Consider the following 17,131-nt stretch of genomic DNA (forward strand, 5'->3'; position numbering starts at 1 on the left):
AATTGAGATGCAACAAGTTTCTGATTTTCTAGAATTAGTAAAATCAAATAGAAGAGGTAAGCTTAAAGTTTATATAGGCATGAGTGCCGGTGTAGGCAAAACTTATAAAATGTTGCAAGAAGCACATGCGCTTTTAGCAAATGGTATTGATGTAAAAATAGCTTTTATTGAAACGCATTTAAGAAAAGAGACGCATGCGCTTTTAGAAGGTTTGCCCATTATAACCCGTAGAAAATTATTTTATAAAGGTAAAGAATTAGAAGAACTGGATGTACAAGCAGTTATTAATTTGCATCCAGAGGTGGTTATTATTGATGAACTGGCACACACGAACATAGAAGGTAGCAAAAACGAAAAACGCTGGCAAGATGTGCTGGATATTTTAAATGCTGGTATCAATGTGATATCAGCTGTAAATATTCAGCATTTAGAAAGTTTAAATGAGGATGTCAAAGCTATCACCGGTATTGAAGTGCAAGAAAGAGTGCCAGATAAGGTTTTGCAAATGGCAGATGAGGTAGTTAATATTGATTTAACAGCTGATGAATTGATTGATAGACTAAAAACAGGTAAGATTTATACTTTAGACAAAGTACCTTTAGCCCTGAGGAATTTTTTCCAAATCGAGAAAATATTACAATTAAGAGAATTGGCTTTAAGGGAAGTTTCTAATCAGCTAGAAAGAAAAATTCAAACAGAAGTTCCTAAGCAAATACAATTAAGACAGGAATACTTTTTAGCTTGTATCAGTTCACATCCAAATAGTGCAAAAAACATCATTAGAAAAACAGCAAGGTTAGCCTCTTATTATCATGCTAAATGGATGGTTTTATATGTTCAAATCCCATCAGAAGCGGCTGATAAAATAAAATTAGCCAATCAAAGACACTTAATAAATCATTTAAAGCTAGCTACAGAAATGGGTGCAGAAGTTGTCAGAAAAAAAAATGTTGATATTGTAGAAGCCATCATGGAGTTGGTTCTTGAAAAACAAATTACAACCATTTGCATCGGTAAACCTAAAAGTACTAGTCTGCTTAATCTTTTCAAACCAAATCTTTTCGAAAAACTTTCTAAACGCTTAACAAATACAGATATTGACCTGATTATTTTATCTTGATGAAATGAAAATAAAAACCAAACTTCGTTTAGGCTTTAGCTTACTTTTTATCATTATTCTGATACTTGGAGCACTATCAGCTTATTATTTAAACAAGCTATCTGCTGAAGCAAAATTGGTTCTTAAAGATAATTACGAGACCCTAGAATATACCCGATTGATGTTGTACGAATTAGATAAGTCTGATTTTGGTAGCTCATTAAATAATTTTGAAAGGCAACTTATTAAACAGGAAAGCAACCTTACAGAGCCTGGAGAACAGGTTTTAACCGTAAAGGTAAGACATCACTTAGAGCAGTTAAAGGCTACTGACACCCTAAACGTAGCTAAACATCAACAACAAATTAGAGCTAGCTTGAACAAAATCATGGACTTAAATTTAAAAGCCATCATCTTTAAAAATGAACTAGCAAACAAAACAGCGCATAGTGCCAATTTATTTCTAATTTTTTGGGGAGGTATCTGTTTATTAATCACTTTTAGTTTTATTGTTAATTTTCCCGGTTATATTGCAAATCCCATTAAATTATTAACAGAAGGAATAAAAGAAATTGAAGCGAAAAATTATAACAAGCGTTTAAGCTTTACTTCTAAAGACGAGTTTGGTGAGTTAGCTCAGGTTTTTAATAGTATGGCTCAAAAGCTTCATGATTTTGAAAACTCTAATTTGGCAAAAATTCTTTTTGAGAAAAAAAGGATAGAAGCTATCATTAACAGCATGAATGATGGTGTAATTGGGTTAGACGAGCATCAGCATATTTTATTTGTTAACCCTGTAGCTCTTAAACTCTTTGGTTTAAACGAAAATGACCTCGTAGGTAAATTTGCGCCCGATGTTGCATTAAAGAACGATTTATTAAAAGACTTGCTTAACAATCATGTAAACCATGAGCTGAAAATTTATGCCGATGCAAAAGAAAGTTATTTTAAAAAGGAGGCTTTAAATATTTTGGTTCCACAAAGTAATTTATACCCCGAAAAAAATATCGACTACGCTTTTACAAATATTGGTTCTGTTTATATTTTGAAGAATATTACCGCTTTCCACGAGCTGGATGAAGCTAAAACCAATTTCATAGCAACCATCTCTCATGAGTTAAAAACACCTATTTCTTCTATCAAAATGAGTACGCAACTTTTGAAAAATAAACAAATGGGGGATCTAAATCCAGAGCAAAATGATTTGATTGAAAGTATACAAGATGACACACATCGTTTATTGAAAATTACGAGCGAGTTATTAAACATGGCACAATTAGAAAGTGGTCATATACAATTAAATATATTACCTGCTAGCCCTATAGAAATTTTAGATTATGCTATCCAAGCAACTAAAACACAAGCAGAGCAAAAACAAATAAAATTTGAAATCAATTATTCTGATACGGTGTCTAAAGTTTTAGCGGATAAAGAAAAAACAGCATGGGTAATCACCAATCTGATAGCCAATGCCATCAGGTACTCTCATGAGCAATCTGTTATTAACGTTAAAATGTTAGAAACCACAAAAGAAGTAAAGATAATTATTGAGGACCAGGGGCAAGGCATAGCCCCCCAATACCTAGATAAAATTTTTGAACGCTATTTTAGAGTTCCAGGCACCCAAAAAGAAGGTACCGGATTAGGACTTGCCATCAGTAAAGATTTTATTGAAGCCCAAGGAGGTAATATCAGCGTTGATAGTGAATTTGGGGTAGGTAGTGTTTTTACATTAACACTTGTAAAATCGTTTTCATAGCATTGAGGAAAAGCTTGTTCAGATAATCTTCATTAACCCTTTGTAACTTAAATTCAAGGAATGCGCTCATCATAAAGATTTAAAGTGTGAATCAGAATTCCACTACCTCTTTATGATAAACAGGTGTTTCAAGGCCTTTTAAAGACATTGTTACCACAAGCTTTTTGCCTTTGTCTTTAAATTCTAACAGTCCATAATTCTTTTGGTTAACCAATGGTCCTACGCGGTATGGGTTATGCTCTGCTTTAATATGTGATGCAGGATTTGTAAGTCCACTGGAAGTAATATCGTAAATTGGGAAGTTTAAACCTATAATTTGTGTTTTTGAAAACTCCCCAATATGCCTATCTCCACTTAATAAAATTACACCATTAGGTTTAGTTTTAATTAACAAGTCTATCAATCTTTTTCTAGCACTAGGAAAATTGGCCCATTTTTCATGCGGATGTTCCTCAGATAATATCTGAATACTTGAGCCTATTATATAAGCATCAGCATTAGTGCTTAACTGGCTTTCTAACCAGGTCCATTGTTCCTGCCCTAAAATATCTCCTTGTACATTAGGAATATAACTTTTATTACCATCTTGCATTAAAGTATCACGATGATATCTGCAATCTAATAGAATTACTTGTATTCTCTTACTTCCTACTTGATAATCATGAGATGAGTAAATACCTTCCTGCTTACGAACTGGACTTTCTGCTGGTACTTTCAAAAAATCAAGGGCTAATTGCTGGCTTTCTTGCTTACGCGGATAATATTTTCCAGCATCATTTTTTCCATAATCATGGTCATCCCAGGTGCCAATTAACGAAACTTTGGCTGCAAACCTCTTATAATCAGGATTGTCATTTTGTATTTGATATTTTTCTTTTAGAACATCCATGTCATGTGTATCGCCATAAATATTATCACCAAGCCAAATCCATAAGTTAGGCTGATCTTTTAAGATAACATCCCATAAGGGTTGTGGAGAAGTCTCACGGTTACAAGAACCAAAAGCAAATGTTTGAGTTTTACTAGTTTGAGCTTTAATGCTTATCGCAAATGATGCAATAAGTATAACTGCTAGAGAATATTTCATAATAGTATTTAATGCTTGTTTAAACCAAAAGTAGAGCTTTAAAATTATTAGAAAGTTAAATCTATATTTTGTTTATATAGACTAAAGTTCTTCTTTAAATGGATAAGTATTTTAAAGTAGTTTAGATATGAAAATGCTTAATATTTTAATTTGGTATACCCTAAAAATGAAAAAACTTATCAGACGGGGGCTTAAACTTATCTTCTATTTCGCTTTAAAGAGCATCTATTCTTTTTCTTAAATCATTCTCTTTTTTACTTGTCCAGTACTTACAGTCTAATTGTATAAATACTGAAGAATAGGGTATAACTTCATTTGTTTTTAGAACAAGAACTTGAAACAATTTTGAAGCTTTATCTATATTCACAAAAACAGAGTCATGCAACATGCTTTGGGGCTGATACTTTCCAATACTTTTTAATAAGGCAGTTCGGTAATCACCTATATTTTCAACCTGTTCTTTGCTAATATAGTTGAGCTCTTTATCTGTAAAGATTAGAGGTTTTACATGGGATGAACTATCTATTTGACTTAAAGTATAATCAAGTACTTTTAGCAGGTCTTGGTGGGTATTAATGGTAATAATACCGGCAGAATTTTGCAAGGGAAAAGCTTTATCAACAATTAAAATCCAGTTTCTATGGCCGTATTCTGAAAGCTTCTTTTTAAATTGTAGTTTCCACGAATCTGAAAGTGATTCTTCTGTTTTTGAAGCTTTATTTTGACAAGCAACAGTGCAACTAATTATCAGTAAAAGGGTTAGTAAATATTTTAACGTTCTCATCAAACTATAAATTAATTTCTTTTTGCTCACCAGCTTTCAATATAGTGGGCTTTACTTTCGTTGATATATTACCTAAACTGAATTTTGAGAATGAAAGCGTACCATTTAAAACAGTTAATACCGCTTTTTTATTCTCTACTTTACAAGTACCCCAAGCATACCCATTACTCCAAAAATAATTTCCAGGAGTTGAGGTGAATGAAATACTGCCTTTTACTCCAGAGTACTGAAAACCGCTTAGCGCTAGAACTGAGGCCCAGCTAGCCATGGCTCTACCATAGTGGTGGCCACATTCTGGCTCATCATAAGGATTTCTTTTTCTTCCGTCAAATCTATTTCTGATACTCGTTATACATTTTAATGCATTATCCATTTGGCCTTCATACATCATCCCAACAGCAGCGGTATATTCAAAACCAGTCATAGATTCAGCAAAATAAGGGAATGGAACTTTTTCACGTCCGTATGGCCAACTCGCCATAATTAGTCCGCTTTCATTGCCCATTACGAAGGAGCGCATATTATTGAATTTAGAAGAGAAATCTGCTACATAATTATATTTCATAATTGATTTTAGCGTGGTATCTATATTCTCCTTTTGAGCTAGATAGCCCAATCCGCAGATATGGGCCATATATTGCCCAACTAACTGATCAACCAGACAACCTTTTCCCAACTGAAAGTTCGGGTTTTTGATTTTATTGATGTCAATTTTGCCTCCCCCTCTTAGTCCCGGGAAAATATCTGTTGTAGGTAGTTGAATTTTATGGATGTAATATTCTCCATTGAAAAGGTTAGCATCTGTCCAGGCGCTTCCTTTTTTAAACAGCATATTACACTTTTTGGCAAAGGCATCATCTTTTAAAAATTTAGCCATTTCTTCTGCGGCCCGTAGCGCTCCTAAATACCAAAATTGCATTTGCGGGTTTGGTCCATAATACTCAACATCCATGGTATTATGCTGGCATCCTTCCATTACACCATCTACATCACCGTCCCAACCGCCTTTTACCCAAGCAAAAGCTAAGGCTTTTTTTACTTTAGGCCAATTAGCTTTCAAAAATTGGTTATCACCAGATAACTGCCATTCTCTATAAAACTTCATAATGGTTCCCATTTGCCCATCGGCAGCGGCTATTGAGCCTTTAGAAGCTTCTGATAATGGTAAATCTGCCCTAAAAGCCATAAAACCATTATCTCTAGATGCATAATTAAATTCTATATCCCTCATAGTTTTTGCCAACTCACCATAAAGGAAAGGAGTTGCTACTTCATAGTTCCATACATGGGTACAGGAACCTTTACAAGAGCCGAATTCATCCATCACACCTTCCCATGCCATCATGTGTCCATCTTTTATCCTAAATACAGTTTGAGAACGTAGCGTACTGAGGTTAAAAAGTGCTGCTTCTTTTACAACCAATGGTAAGGAAGAATTGATAAATGCATTTAAAAAGAGCTTTGTCTTTTGCTTTAAAGCAGGAATTTGTGGGATAACTTTTTCTGCTACATCCCAAGCATTTGCATATTTGGTGCTGTAATAATTACCTACTACAGTTTTTGACCATGCAAATCTGTTGGGGAAATTCCAAGTGATATAAAACTGAAAGGTTTCTGTACTGTTGGGTGCTATCTCTTTTTTGACCGCCAAAGATGCCATGGGGTCATGATCATTTAATTTAATTTTGTCGGTCAGTTCGCCATCTATGCTAAAATCATCCCAGAAATCTAGTGTAGAAAGCCCTACCCAGCCGTCAGCTACAGAAGACCTACGGTAGCTTACTCCAGATTTTTCATCGGTTAACAAACCAATTGTACCAAAAGCAGGGTCATCTTTGCTTACGCTATCAGAGTACATGTAAATACCGCTAAACTTCCCATTATCTTTAAAAATATTTTGGTTTTTCTTTGCGCCATCGGGGATAAAGTCTCCTTTCCAATCACGATGATAATTGCTACCATCTTTTCCTACAAAATTGCGCATAGAGCCACAAACAGAAACTGTCATTGGTTTTGAAGTTAAGTTTGTAACTTGATAGGTAAGTACAGCAATTGGAAGCCCGCTTGCATCTGCATCTCCGGGAACTAAAGGGTTAAACCCGATAATTTTAACTTTTAGGGGTAAATTAGGGTCTGATAAGTTGACCATCCCTACAGGATAAGAAGCATCAAAACTCGCATTTGAAAATCTTGGAAAACCATGCTGATTAACAGGCCTGCCTTCGTAATGTTGATATTCTGTATCATCAAGAGGGCCTAAAAGTGCTCTGGTAATTGGCTGTTCACCAGCAGGATGCATAAAAATAGCAAAGAAAGGAGCGTTGTTTCCGGCAGTTACAGTGCTAAAGCCAATCCCTGGCTTATTCATAATCTGCCAGTCACGCAATTCTCCACGTCCTCCTAAAGAAACCGTACCGGTACCAATACCACCTAAAGGAAGTGCAATATTCAGCAAATGATTCTGATCGTAATGCTTTAAAATAGGCCAGTCTTCTTTATCTTGCGCTGTAAGCCAATTGATATTTAGGATGGTAAAGAAACTTAAATTGAAAAGAAAAAGTTGTTTAAAATTTAATTTCATGGTGTTATATAATTTAGAAGAGTAAAGATTTTTGCTGTTTGTTAAACAATGATATCTTTAACGTATAATGATTATCAAAGTCTATGAACCGAGGTATCATTCCATTTTAATGACCACCTTAAACAGGTTTAGCTTTTGAGAAATCAATCTATTTTTCTGTTAAATACGCGGTTAATTTGTATTTGCCCACAAATTAGCTGCACCTAATAAAGCCGCTACTTCGTTTAATTTTGAAAGATTAATGTTTGTGTTAATTTTAGATTTGTTAAAATGCTTGATCATTTCATCTTTAAATAAATGAAAGGCGTTAGCAATGTTCCCTCCAATAATAACCACTTCTGGATTATCTTTTTTGATAAACTCCTCGATAAATAAAGCTAGATTAAGCCCGAATTCTTCAAATATTGATTTTGCAAATTCATCTGTTTCATAAATTTCGGCTAATGCTTTAACATCCTTTATGGATAAGCCACTTAATTCTTGATATCTATTTACAAACCACCTAGTAGAAATATAATCTTCGGCAATAGAATTTTTAAAAGGCATGCACCATAAATTAGCATCATCACCAACACCATAATGATAGCGGGCTGTTCCTAAACCTGTACCTAATGTTAGTCCAATAACATGGTTAAATCCCTTTGCCGAACCTGCATAAACTTCACCCTGTAAAAAGCAACCAGCATCGTTCATCATTTTTATTTGTGAAGTTGTTACTCCTAATTTTTTAGCAAGCATTTCCTTCACATTTAAACCATAAAGAGCATCAAACTTGGCCACATTTTTTATTTTTGAAATACCTTTTTCATAATCAAAAGGACCAGGCATAGCAATACCAAAGTGTTTAACTTGATGTTCGTAGCCTTTGATGGTTCTAAAAATACAGCTGCTCCAGTTATCAATAATTTCTTCAGGTGTGCCTAGCGGGTTTACTCTTTCTCTGATTAAGGTTTCTTGAATAAGACTTTGTTGGGTAATATTTACAAGCGCCGTAGTAATATGAGAACCACCAACATCTGCACTTATCACTATATGGGATGTACTTTTCATTTGTTTAAATCAAAAAGACAATTTTATAATTTAGGTTTATAGGATAATGTTAGATAAAGCATTAGCTCTAACAATACATAAGATTGAAATGAATATTAAAAAATGATAAGCTTGAAAAGCGAAATCACTTTCTTACTTTAATTTTTTACCAGCATTTTTTAAAATTTGATTAAAATAGGTCATAGCATGCCCCATAGTTCCGTCTGGTTTAATCAGCCAAAGACCTTTTAAATCTGCTTCATTTCTTGTGAATTGAGGCTGCATAATTTTTTTATCTGTTGCATTCTCATTACAGTAAAGCTCCCATTGTACCATATATTTAACGTTTTGCGCTAAACATACTGCCAAATAATTATCCCACGCTTCTTTAACCTCTTGAGGACTTTTTTTAGTTAACATTTCTGGGATACCAATTTCTCCTAAAAATACGGTGGGCTGCTTAACATAAGCGGTAGGCTTCATCTGCTCTTTTAAAAAAGATATTCCATTGTATAATTTCAGACCGCTTTTATCGGGGCTTGTTGCATCATAAGCAGACCAAGAAACCATATCTGTTTCAACATAAGGTAATACATGTGTTGCCAAACCCGGAATACCGTTCATAGCTTCCATTACCCTATTCACTTCTATAGCATGATAAACTTTACATTTTGTATTCTTTACCTCAGAACGGGCTCTGTTTACTCCGTCTTGTCTGGCTTTAAAAGTTTTTTGCATACTCTTATATCTTTGCTCTGCATTAGCTGGCAAATTATCTTTATCCCATTTTACTTTCGCTGAAACACCACCTCTAAGAATCCAATCGCCCTCCCAGTTCTGAAATACGAAGCTTACTGATCTATCTTTGTATTTTTTCAAAAAATACTTGGCTAGCTCATAATATTCTTGCTCTTCAGTTTTTAACTCCTCATCCTTAGCATTAATCATATTTTTAACAGATCCTTTGGTACTTAAAATGAAAGTAGAGAAAGGTAAATTAAATGCCTGTTGATAATACGGATGCTCAGCTAAATCTGTTAAACTAAACTGTTGAGGCAAGTTCCAATTAGAATTGTATTGGTATCCTTTAGGATCTTTATAAAACCATAGCTTACAAACCCCAAACCCTAAACTATCTAATTTTTTTGCTCCCTCTACCAAAAAAGGTTCTTTGGTAAAAAAGTATTTCCCCCCAACATGGGTAGCGCCAATCATATCCTTAATATTAGCAGGTATTACTATACCTCTTAAGGGTTTATTTTTCTCAATAATGCTTAAAACATCAGCATCATTTAGTTTAGCTTTGGTTTGAGCTATTGTACTGTAAGTTAAAAAACAGCAGTACAGCGCTAATATTTTCTTTGTAAATCCCATCATATTAATTAGTTGAAGCAATTTTAATATTATTTGTGTTTTGGATGTTATAGCCATCTACAGCAATTTCTACTTCTTTATTTTGATATGGATACTCAACTTTAATTTTGCGAGTTTCGCCTGGTAATAAATTAAAATATCCATCAGAGAAATAAGCAGGTAAAATAATTTCTTTAGTCTGGCTATCTTTAAGATTTAACTTAATGGCAATTGCCGGAACTGATGATTTATTAGTTATGGTAAAATAGGTCTCAGAAGATTCTGCCTTTTTAGTGCTTGTTACATTAATTCCCAATTTTGCACTTTCTAAATCATTAAAAGCCAAGAAATTGCCAACATTTTTATTGTTTTTCCAATAATCATTATCAGATATAATATTACCGTTTTTATCTTTTAAAATTAATCTTACCAAATAATTGTTTGGTAAATTGGCAGGTAATGTGGCTTTAAATGCTTTATTTAATTGATTACTTAAGATATTTAAATTTGCTTTTTGTGTAAAGATTGATTTACCTTTCAAATCAAATACTTCTAAAGTTACTACCGCATTTTGTATAGATTTTAAAGATGTATTTACAACTACAACCTGACTGTCGTTCAAATTCATTTGTACATGTATAGGTTCACAAGCTTTTTGAGAGGCGAAGTAAGAGCCAAAAGTTTCAAAATCCCATGAATAAACTTGCCAAATCATACTTGGCCATGCAGGGTGGGTCATCCAAAGTAATAAACCACTAGTGTTATTCCACAACTTGCTATTCCAAGCCTCAAACATATGCCTATGGCTATCATAGTTTACCATTTGTGCCTTTTTAGTAAATTCTTCTAAACTTGCAGAAGGTCCATACAGTGAATCAATTGTTTTAAGATATGGTTTTTGCCCGAAATGTAAATCGTGATAGTACCATACATCACTTATAGGCCAAACATCTTCTTTTGCCATCATTTTACGCATAGAAGCTGCCGTAGGAATAGATGGAGTGCCTAATTCTGTACTAAATCCATCGGCAAGTTTGTTAAAGTAAATCATGGGATGTTTTTGAAAGTCCCATGGACCACTATTTCTTAAATTTAATGATCTAGAATTTCCTTGATATAAACGAGTTCCGTCTTCTTTAGCGATTAAAGTGGCCAATTGTAAATCTAAACTTTTAGGAGCATAACCTTCGTTTCTTGGGCACCAAACAGCAATTGAAGCATGATTTCTGTAACGCTTAACTACATCAATGGCATTATCCATAAACAAATGTTCATCCGATACATCTAGGTTATAGCCTAAGGTAGAAATCCAGAAGTCGTTCCAAACTAACATTCCGTATTCATCACATAAATCAAAAAATACTTCTTCTGTACTTTCACCAGTCCAGTTTCTAATCATGTTAAAATTAGCATCTTTATGTAGCTTAAAAGCAGGTTCTAGTTGTGCCCTAGACACTCTTTTCATGGCATCATCCATACCCCAGTTTCCGCCTTTGCAATATATTTTTTGTCCGTTTACCTTTATTACCAGAAAAGGAGCAGTACCAGTTTCTGTACTAGGTGTTAGAAGATTTGGATTTACATTTGGTAATAATGAAGGAATAGAAACTTGTCTTGCTAATTCTCTTCTGTTAGCATTATCAAAAATTGGAGCTCCTGATTTTAGTGCGTTTATAGGATTAAATTCTACTCTTTTTGCTGGTTCTGATGGTACATCAACCGTTAAATCATAAGTATACTCTCTTACTCCAAAACGAACTAATTTTTCATCAGAAATCTTTCCGTTTATAGCAACTGTTAAGTTTAAATGATATAACTCTGGCTTGCCATAGCCATTAGGCCACCACAAACGAGGGTTCTTCATTTTTAATTGCGGAAATTGATCTGGCGAAAAAGAAACCTTTTTTGTTTCATCAGCTTTTAATTCAACCTCTTGTGAGAATTTTATTTCTCCAATTTTACCCGTTACTACAACTTTTTGATTGGTTTTTGATTGGTTAACAAGCTCAGTGCTGATAAAAATATTAGCCTTTGAGGTATCTGGAAGTGGTAAATCTGTTACTACGTGAGGATTTAATATAGTTACATCATCAACTAATTTAAGTCTTACATCCTGCCAAATACCAATATTTCTATCTCTAATACCTGGCATCCAATCCCAACCTTCTGATGCGATAAAAGTAGGACCATCTAAAGTTAAAAGACCTCCGTTTGGACCACGTCCGGCACTAGGAGATTCTTCGTGAGGAATACCCGGATTTGGTGGAGGAATAATTCTTACTGCAATTGCATTTTCTTCTTTAGTGTTTAAATATTTTGTAATATCATAGCTACCTCTTTTAAAAGCGCCATTAATTTTTCCTAATAATTTGCCGTTTATCCAAATATCAGCTTGGTAATTAATTCCATTGAAAACCAATAAAACATTCTTTTTGTTGCTAAGGTCTGGTGTTTTAAAAGTAGTTCTATACCACCAGTTTTGTCTTGATAAATCTTCCGGAATAGCCAAATTGTTTAAACCAAAGTATGGGTCTGGGTAGACACCTTGGTTTACTAATGTTGTTAAAACAGTACCTGGGACGGTTGCATTATACCATTTTGATGTACTTAAACTTGGGCTAGAAACATATGCGCCAGAACCATTAATTTCTGATGCTTGTATCATTTCCCAACCACCTGTAATTTCAAATTCATTATTGTTTAATGGTTTTAAAACAGTAACCGCATTTACTTTTTCTTTCTTTTGAGGAAAAACAACAGGCACCTTAGATTTTGGAAGCGTAGCAGGATCTTGTGGTTGAGACAAACCATAATTTAGTTTGTCTTGAGCAACTGCAACCGAAAAAGCAAACATTAAACAACTAGAAATAGCTGTTTTTTTTAATTTAAAAAAGTTGTCTTTTAACATGGTGTTGGAAAAATTATATTAAAAAAATTTTATAGAGACACTGTTTCAGCGCTCTTTTAAAAACATCAATAAGGTGTAATTTTTAGATTATGTATTGGTCAAAATTTGTATCACAAAAAATGACTTATGTTGTCTTAAAAAGTCGTTCTTTTAAATCAGAACGACCTTTTATCTTAGATTTAATTTTAATGCTGTGCTCCCGGAGCTTCTGTTTTTTCTCTCATGAGATATGATGGAAATTGTGCTGCTGGCGAGCCAAATTCATATCTTAAAATACTTTGACCTCCTCTATCAGGATTTAGTGGAATAAACATACCTCCTGTTTCAGTTAATTGTTTAAACAGCTCGGTATTCATCTCTTTTACAACTGATTTATATTTAGGATTTCTAATTAGATTTTTGGTTTCTAATGGGTCTTCAACCAAGTCATATAATTCATCAGTATCCCATATTCCGGTATAGTGTATATATTTATAACGCTCGCCTCTAAGTGCATGAATAGTAGGTGTTTGAGGGTAATTGCGCTCCCAGTAATACTCATACAATAAACCATTTCTCCATGGTTGGTCTTCGCCTTTTAAGAAAGGTAAAAAGCTTTTTCCATCCATATAACTAGGAGCTTTTAAACCAGCTGCCTCTAGGAAAGTAGATGCTACATCAATATTTGCTACTACTTGTTTTACTACAGTTCCTGGTTTAATAATTTCTGGGCAGTGAGCCAGCATGGGTACTCGCATAGAGGCCTCATATGCTACACGCTTATCAATAAGTCCATGTTCTCCAAACTGGAAGCCATTATCACCCATGTAAACAATTAGGGTAGACTCTAGCAGATTTTGCTTCTTTAAATAATCTATAATTCTACCAACAGATTCATCTACACTGTAAAGTGTTTCTGCATATCTTTTATAGTATTCTCCAATATTTAAGTTGCTATGATATGGGAATTCTACACCATGCCATGAATTACGTTGATTTTGTAACCACATTGGTGCACCTTGATGTGTACCAACATTCATGTTAAGTGGAGGGTTAAAGGCTAAATCGCCGGACATTCCTTTGTACTTATCCTCTGGAATAAAATCTGCATGTACACCTTTATGTGATAAATAAAGCATAAAAGGCTTTTTAGCATCTCTTTTATCTAAGAATTCTAAAGCATAGTCGGTTAATTCTGTAGTAATGTATCCTTTTTGTTTAACCCGATTACCATTTACATTTAATCCATTTTTTTCAGGTAAATAAGACCCTTGGCCTTTAAAAGAAACCCAATAATCAAAACCTCTTTGCGGATTATCAAATTCTCCGCCCATGTGCCATTTACCAATCATTGCAGTTTGGTAACCTACTTTTTGCAAGTATTGAGGGTAAAAAACTAAGTCTTTAGATACCGGATTATTATTGTCAACTACTTTATGTTTATGGGCGTATATACCTGTTAAAATTGAAGCCCTAGATGGCGAACATAATGAGGTGGTAACAAATGCATTAGGCAAATAAGCACCATTTGAAGCAAGAAAATCAAGATGAGGAGTTTTTATAAATGATTGAGCTTTTAGAAAACCTAAAGCATCAAAGCGATGATCATCAGTCAGAATAAAAACAATATTTCTTGGTTTTACTCCCGAGTTCTTAATTAGTTTTAATGAGCCATCCTTTTGTTGCACAGCAGCAGATTGCCCGTTCGCAATTTTGAATTGAACGATTAATAAGGCAATGTAAAACAGTTTAATTTTTATGTGTTTCATAAATCCTATTTGAAAATTTTCTATTATTAAAAACTTACTAAAACATTAAAGTGTAGCTAATACTTCAATTGCTTTAGCTCTAAACTGTTCTGAATTTGGATAAGCATTGTTCTTGAGCTTTTCTTCCTTAAGGTAAGTATTCATTTTTTGATAAAAATTCTGATGTAAAAAGTATAACCTTGTTTTCTCTCCTTGTTCATTAATCAATGACATATGCTTAGAAGCTTTAGTAACATCATCATACTCATTATTATACATTTGCCAGTGCAAGGCAAAGGGTAGGTTTAGCTCAAATGATATCTTCATAATTTCTTTACTTTCTTCAAATTGTTGTTGGAAAGTAGCAGGTCTTGAGGATTCTGCTTGATAACCGTATTCTCCTATGAAAACTCTTCTAGAAAACGGCAGTGAAGATTTAGGTTGAAGCTTTGATTCTAAATAATTAAAAATAGCCGTTAAGTCGCTCTTTTTTCTAGCATAAGTTTTATCCTTAATAGCTTCATAACTAGAATACGATATTAAATCTACATTTACCTGAGGTATAACAGATTGTGCAACGCAGGGTTGTCCATTCATGCCTTTTTCAACTAAATTAGCCTCTATGTAATGATACATATAAACATTTTTAGAGGTTGATGCAGCTTTAGCATCATCAATAGCTTTTTGTCTTATCTGAAACCATTTGGCCATGTTGTTTAAAACGGCTGTAGAAGGCGTTGCATTACGGTCATAATTAGGAATTAATAACCAATCTCCCTCCCAGTTTCCAATTAAAAATGTTTTTCCTGAATTGTTGTATCTATTAAGGATATAGGTAGCAAAATTGTACATTTCATCATATAAAATTTTCTCATTTGCTCTACTAAGGTTATTCTTCCAATCAACATTTGTTAAAGTATGAACCCAAAAGAAAATGTACTTGAAATCTAAATCACATGCTATTTTATAAGCAGCATTATTTGCAAAAAGATCTAAGGTAGTTTTACTAGCAACCGCTTCTCTAATTCCATAAGTTTCAGGTGAGTTTTTACCCAAAGAAATTTTAAGAATATTAGAGCCCATTTCTCTTACTTTTTGTGCCTGTTCAAGTAAACCATTACTGTTGGTTAATTTATAACTTCCTGATATAGCATGCGTACCTAGTATAAAATTATAAGGCTCACGCTCAACAAATAGATCCTTAAGAACTAATTTTTTTTCTTCCTCTGTAGCTACTTTCTTACATGAAAATAATACCACTGTTGTGGTCAACAATATTGTTGTAAGTAATTGCACACGATGTTTTACAACTTTTTGGAAAGGAGCAATCAATACAAGTGAAACTTCTTGAAGAAGCATCTTTGAATTTGTTTTAACTTGACAAAGTTTGCTTAAAGTAGAAAGATAATTTCGTTTCATTAAGTTCGAATTAGGTTAATAATCAGGGTTTTTTTGCATATCACAGAATACTTATTTCAAAAACTTTTGATTAATGATTTCACTTTCTGTAGTGTATCTTAAAACATGTATTCCGTTTTGAAGTGTAGCGGGTAAAGAAAACGTATTGTAGCCTTTATTTACTTCAACTAAGGTTTCTGATAATTTACGTCCAGAAATATCAAAAAGCTGTAGTTTGCCTTTGGTGTTATTTGCTGAGGAAAGCGTGATTTTTACATCTGACGGATTTGCGTAAATAGAAAGCTGTGAGGCCGCAATTTTTGAATTTACTGAAATCACATCTGACTCAGATGTTTTGCCATCAAAATCATGCTGTATTAATTTGTAATAATTAGTTCCGGCAAATGGGTTTTCATCTACTAAACTGTAGTTTTTTACGCTTGTGCTATTGCCAGCACCGTCAACTTTAGCTATTACTGTAAATTTTTTGCCATCAGCAGAACGCAATACTTCAAAGTAATCATTGTCTTGTTCTGAAGCAGTTTCCCAGTTTAATAAAACATTTTGATCTACTGCTTTACCAGTGAAAGATGTTAAACTTATGGGTAAAGTTAATGGTAATGATGTTATAGAGATATTATCAAAGTCAAAAGTTCCAGCTAAAGTTTGACCAGGTATGGTAAATTTGAAACTAGATAAAGTGGATGTAGTTGCAGAAGCGGTTCCCTCATTTACCTCCAAATTATTACCAACCCAAATATCAAATCTATCGTCGCCAACGGTTGCCACTGTTGAACCATCAGGAGCAATATATGATTTTGAAGCACCCGAATTGTTCGCAACAAGAGTAATGGTTTGAGTTCCACTGTAAAGTGTTCCCACTGGTGTTGTGGCCCCATTACCTGATACAAACCAACTATTTACTGTAGTTGATGAGTGTGTTATTGCTATTCTGCTATGAAAATTTGTTCCAACAACAGCATCTCCTGTTATTGTGCTTCCAATTAAAAAATTCACATTGGGTGAAGTTTGAAAAAGGCTAGCGTTTGAAACGGTATAGTTAAATTTACACTGAACTAAGTCTATGTTGGCGCTTCCAAATCCGCTGGTACGAATAGCATAAAAAGGATTATTACTAGCGGACCCTGCTGTTGTTTTAACAACTCTCAATGCATTATTAGTTATTGATGGGGTAGAGGTAGTAGTGTTGCCACTAACAATAGCTGTAAATTTATCTGATGCCGAACCATCAACATAATCTGCTACAACACCTCCAGCAGAAAAATCTTGACTAAATAAAGTTGTTTGTGCATTTGCTTTGATTCCGAAATAGAATACAAGTGCCGAGATAAGTAAAGTTTTTTTCATTTTTTTAGGATTAATTGGTACGGTTTACATTAAAAAAA

The 17,131-nt window shown here is 33.8% G+C and carries 11 protein-coding genes; 2 read left to right on the top strand and 9 right to left on the bottom strand.

Translation table 11 applies throughout. The features are described 5' to 3' along the window. Positions 1-7 precede the first annotated feature (7 nt). A complete protein-coding gene (locus GJJ64_RS10690; protein WP_154287762.1) occupies positions 8-1,120 on the top strand; it encodes a sensor protein KdpD in 1,113 nt (370 codons plus the stop codon). Positions 1,121-1,124: 4 nt separating this feature from the next. Beyond that, the gene (locus GJJ64_RS10695) at positions 1,125-2,858 is read left to right on the top strand and encodes a sensor histidine kinase (protein WP_154287763.1); all 1,734 of its coding nucleotides are present in this window, start codon (positions 1,125-1,127) and stop codon (positions 2,856-2,858) included. A gap of 91 nt (positions 2,859-2,949) precedes the next feature. Here the strand turns inward: GJJ64_RS10695 and GJJ64_RS10700 are convergent, their stop codons facing one another. The 9 genes from GJJ64_RS10700 to GJJ64_RS10740 form a co-directional block, all read right to left on the bottom strand. Beyond that, a complete protein-coding gene (locus tag GJJ64_RS10700; RefSeq protein WP_154287764.1) occupies positions 2,950-3,945 on the bottom strand; it encodes an alkaline phosphatase D family protein in 996 nt (331 codons plus the stop codon). Between the two features lie 214 nt (positions 3,946-4,159). After that, the gene (locus tag GJJ64_RS10705) at positions 4,160-4,729 is read right to left on the bottom strand and encodes an RbsD/FucU domain-containing protein (RefSeq protein WP_154287765.1); all 570 of its coding nucleotides are present in this window, start codon (positions 4,727-4,729) and stop codon (positions 4,160-4,162) included. Positions 4,730-4,733: 4 nt separating this feature from the next. Beyond that, positions 4,734-7,310, bottom strand: a complete 2,577-nt coding sequence (locus tag GJJ64_RS10710) for a GH116 family glycosyl-hydrolase (protein WP_154287766.1) — start codon at positions 7,308-7,310, stop codon at positions 4,734-4,736. Positions 7,311-7,481: 171 nt separating this feature from the next. Continuing rightward, entirely contained in the window at positions 7,482-8,360 is an 879-nt protein-coding gene (locus GJJ64_RS10715) for an ROK family protein (protein WP_154287767.1), read from the bottom strand. Positions 8,361-8,492: 132 nt separating this feature from the next. Then, on the bottom strand, positions 8,493-9,716 hold the full coding sequence (locus GJJ64_RS10720; RefSeq protein ID WP_154287768.1) for a hypothetical protein: 1,224 nt from the start codon (positions 9,714-9,716) through the stop codon (positions 8,493-8,495). Position 9,717: 1 nt separating this feature from the next. After that, positions 9,718-12,600, bottom strand: coding sequence for a glycoside hydrolase family 2 protein (locus GJJ64_RS10725; RefSeq protein WP_154287769.1), 2,883 nt, complete (start codon positions 12,598-12,600; stop codon positions 9,718-9,720). 185 nt (positions 12,601-12,785) lie between these two features. Further along, positions 12,786-14,348, bottom strand: a complete 1,563-nt coding sequence (locus tag GJJ64_RS10730) for a sulfatase family protein (RefSeq protein WP_154287770.1) — start codon at positions 14,346-14,348, stop codon at positions 12,786-12,788. A gap of 45 nt (positions 14,349-14,393) precedes the next feature. Beyond that, positions 14,394-15,686, bottom strand: a complete 1,293-nt coding sequence (locus GJJ64_RS10735) for a hypothetical protein (RefSeq protein ID WP_154287771.1) — start codon at positions 15,684-15,686, stop codon at positions 14,394-14,396. 111 nt (positions 15,687-15,797) lie between these two features. Further along, the gene (locus tag GJJ64_RS10740) at positions 15,798-17,093 is read right to left on the bottom strand and encodes a T9SS type A sorting domain-containing protein (RefSeq protein WP_154287772.1); all 1,296 of its coding nucleotides are present in this window, start codon (positions 17,091-17,093) and stop codon (positions 15,798-15,800) included. Positions 17,094-17,131 lie beyond the last annotated feature (38 nt).

Origin of the sequence: Pedobacter puniceum, assembly GCF_009674685.1 — a bacterium.
Taxonomy (GTDB): Bacteria; Bacteroidota; Bacteroidia; order Sphingobacteriales; family Sphingobacteriaceae; genus Pseudopedobacter; species Pseudopedobacter puniceum.

What these genes read in the sequence shown, in the direction of transcription:
- GJJ64_RS10690 (WP_154287762.1), top strand. Translation starts at nt 8, where the DNA reads ATGCAACAAGTTTCTGATTTTCTAGAATTAGTAAAATCAAATAGAAGA.
- GJJ64_RS10700 (WP_154287764.1), bottom strand. Translation starts at nt 3,945, where the DNA reads ATGAAATATTCTCTAGCAGTTATACTTATTGCATCATTTGCGATAAGC.
- GJJ64_RS10710 (WP_154287766.1), bottom strand. Translation starts at nt 7,310, where the DNA reads ATGAAATTAAATTTTAAACAACTTTTTCTTTTCAATTTAAGTTTCTTT.
- GJJ64_RS10695 (WP_154287763.1), top strand. Translation starts at nt 1,125, where the DNA reads ATGAAAATAAAAACCAAACTTCGTTTAGGCTTTAGCTTACTTTTTATC.
- GJJ64_RS10725 (WP_154287769.1), bottom strand. Translation starts at nt 12,600, where the DNA reads ATGTTAAAAGACAACTTTTTTAAATTAAAAAAAACAGCTATTTCTAGT.
- GJJ64_RS10730 (WP_154287770.1), bottom strand. Translation starts at nt 14,348, where the DNA reads ATGAAACACATAAAAATTAAACTGTTTTACATTGCCTTATTAATCGTT.
- GJJ64_RS10720 (WP_154287768.1), bottom strand. Translation starts at nt 9,716, where the DNA reads ATGATGGGATTTACAAAGAAAATATTAGCGCTGTACTGCTGTTTTTTA.
- GJJ64_RS10740 (WP_154287772.1), bottom strand. Translation starts at nt 17,093, where the DNA reads ATGAAAAAAACTTTACTTATCTCGGCACTTGTATTCTATTTCGGAATC.
- GJJ64_RS10705 (WP_154287765.1), bottom strand. Translation starts at nt 4,729, where the DNA reads ATGAGAACGTTAAAATATTTACTAACCCTTTTACTGATAATTAGTTGC.
- GJJ64_RS10735 (WP_154287771.1), bottom strand. Translation starts at nt 15,686, where the DNA reads ATGCTTCTTCAAGAAGTTTCACTTGTATTGATTGCTCCTTTCCAAAAA.
- GJJ64_RS10715 (WP_154287767.1), bottom strand. Translation starts at nt 8,360, where the DNA reads ATGAAAAGTACATCCCATATAGTGATAAGTGCAGATGTTGGTGGTTCT.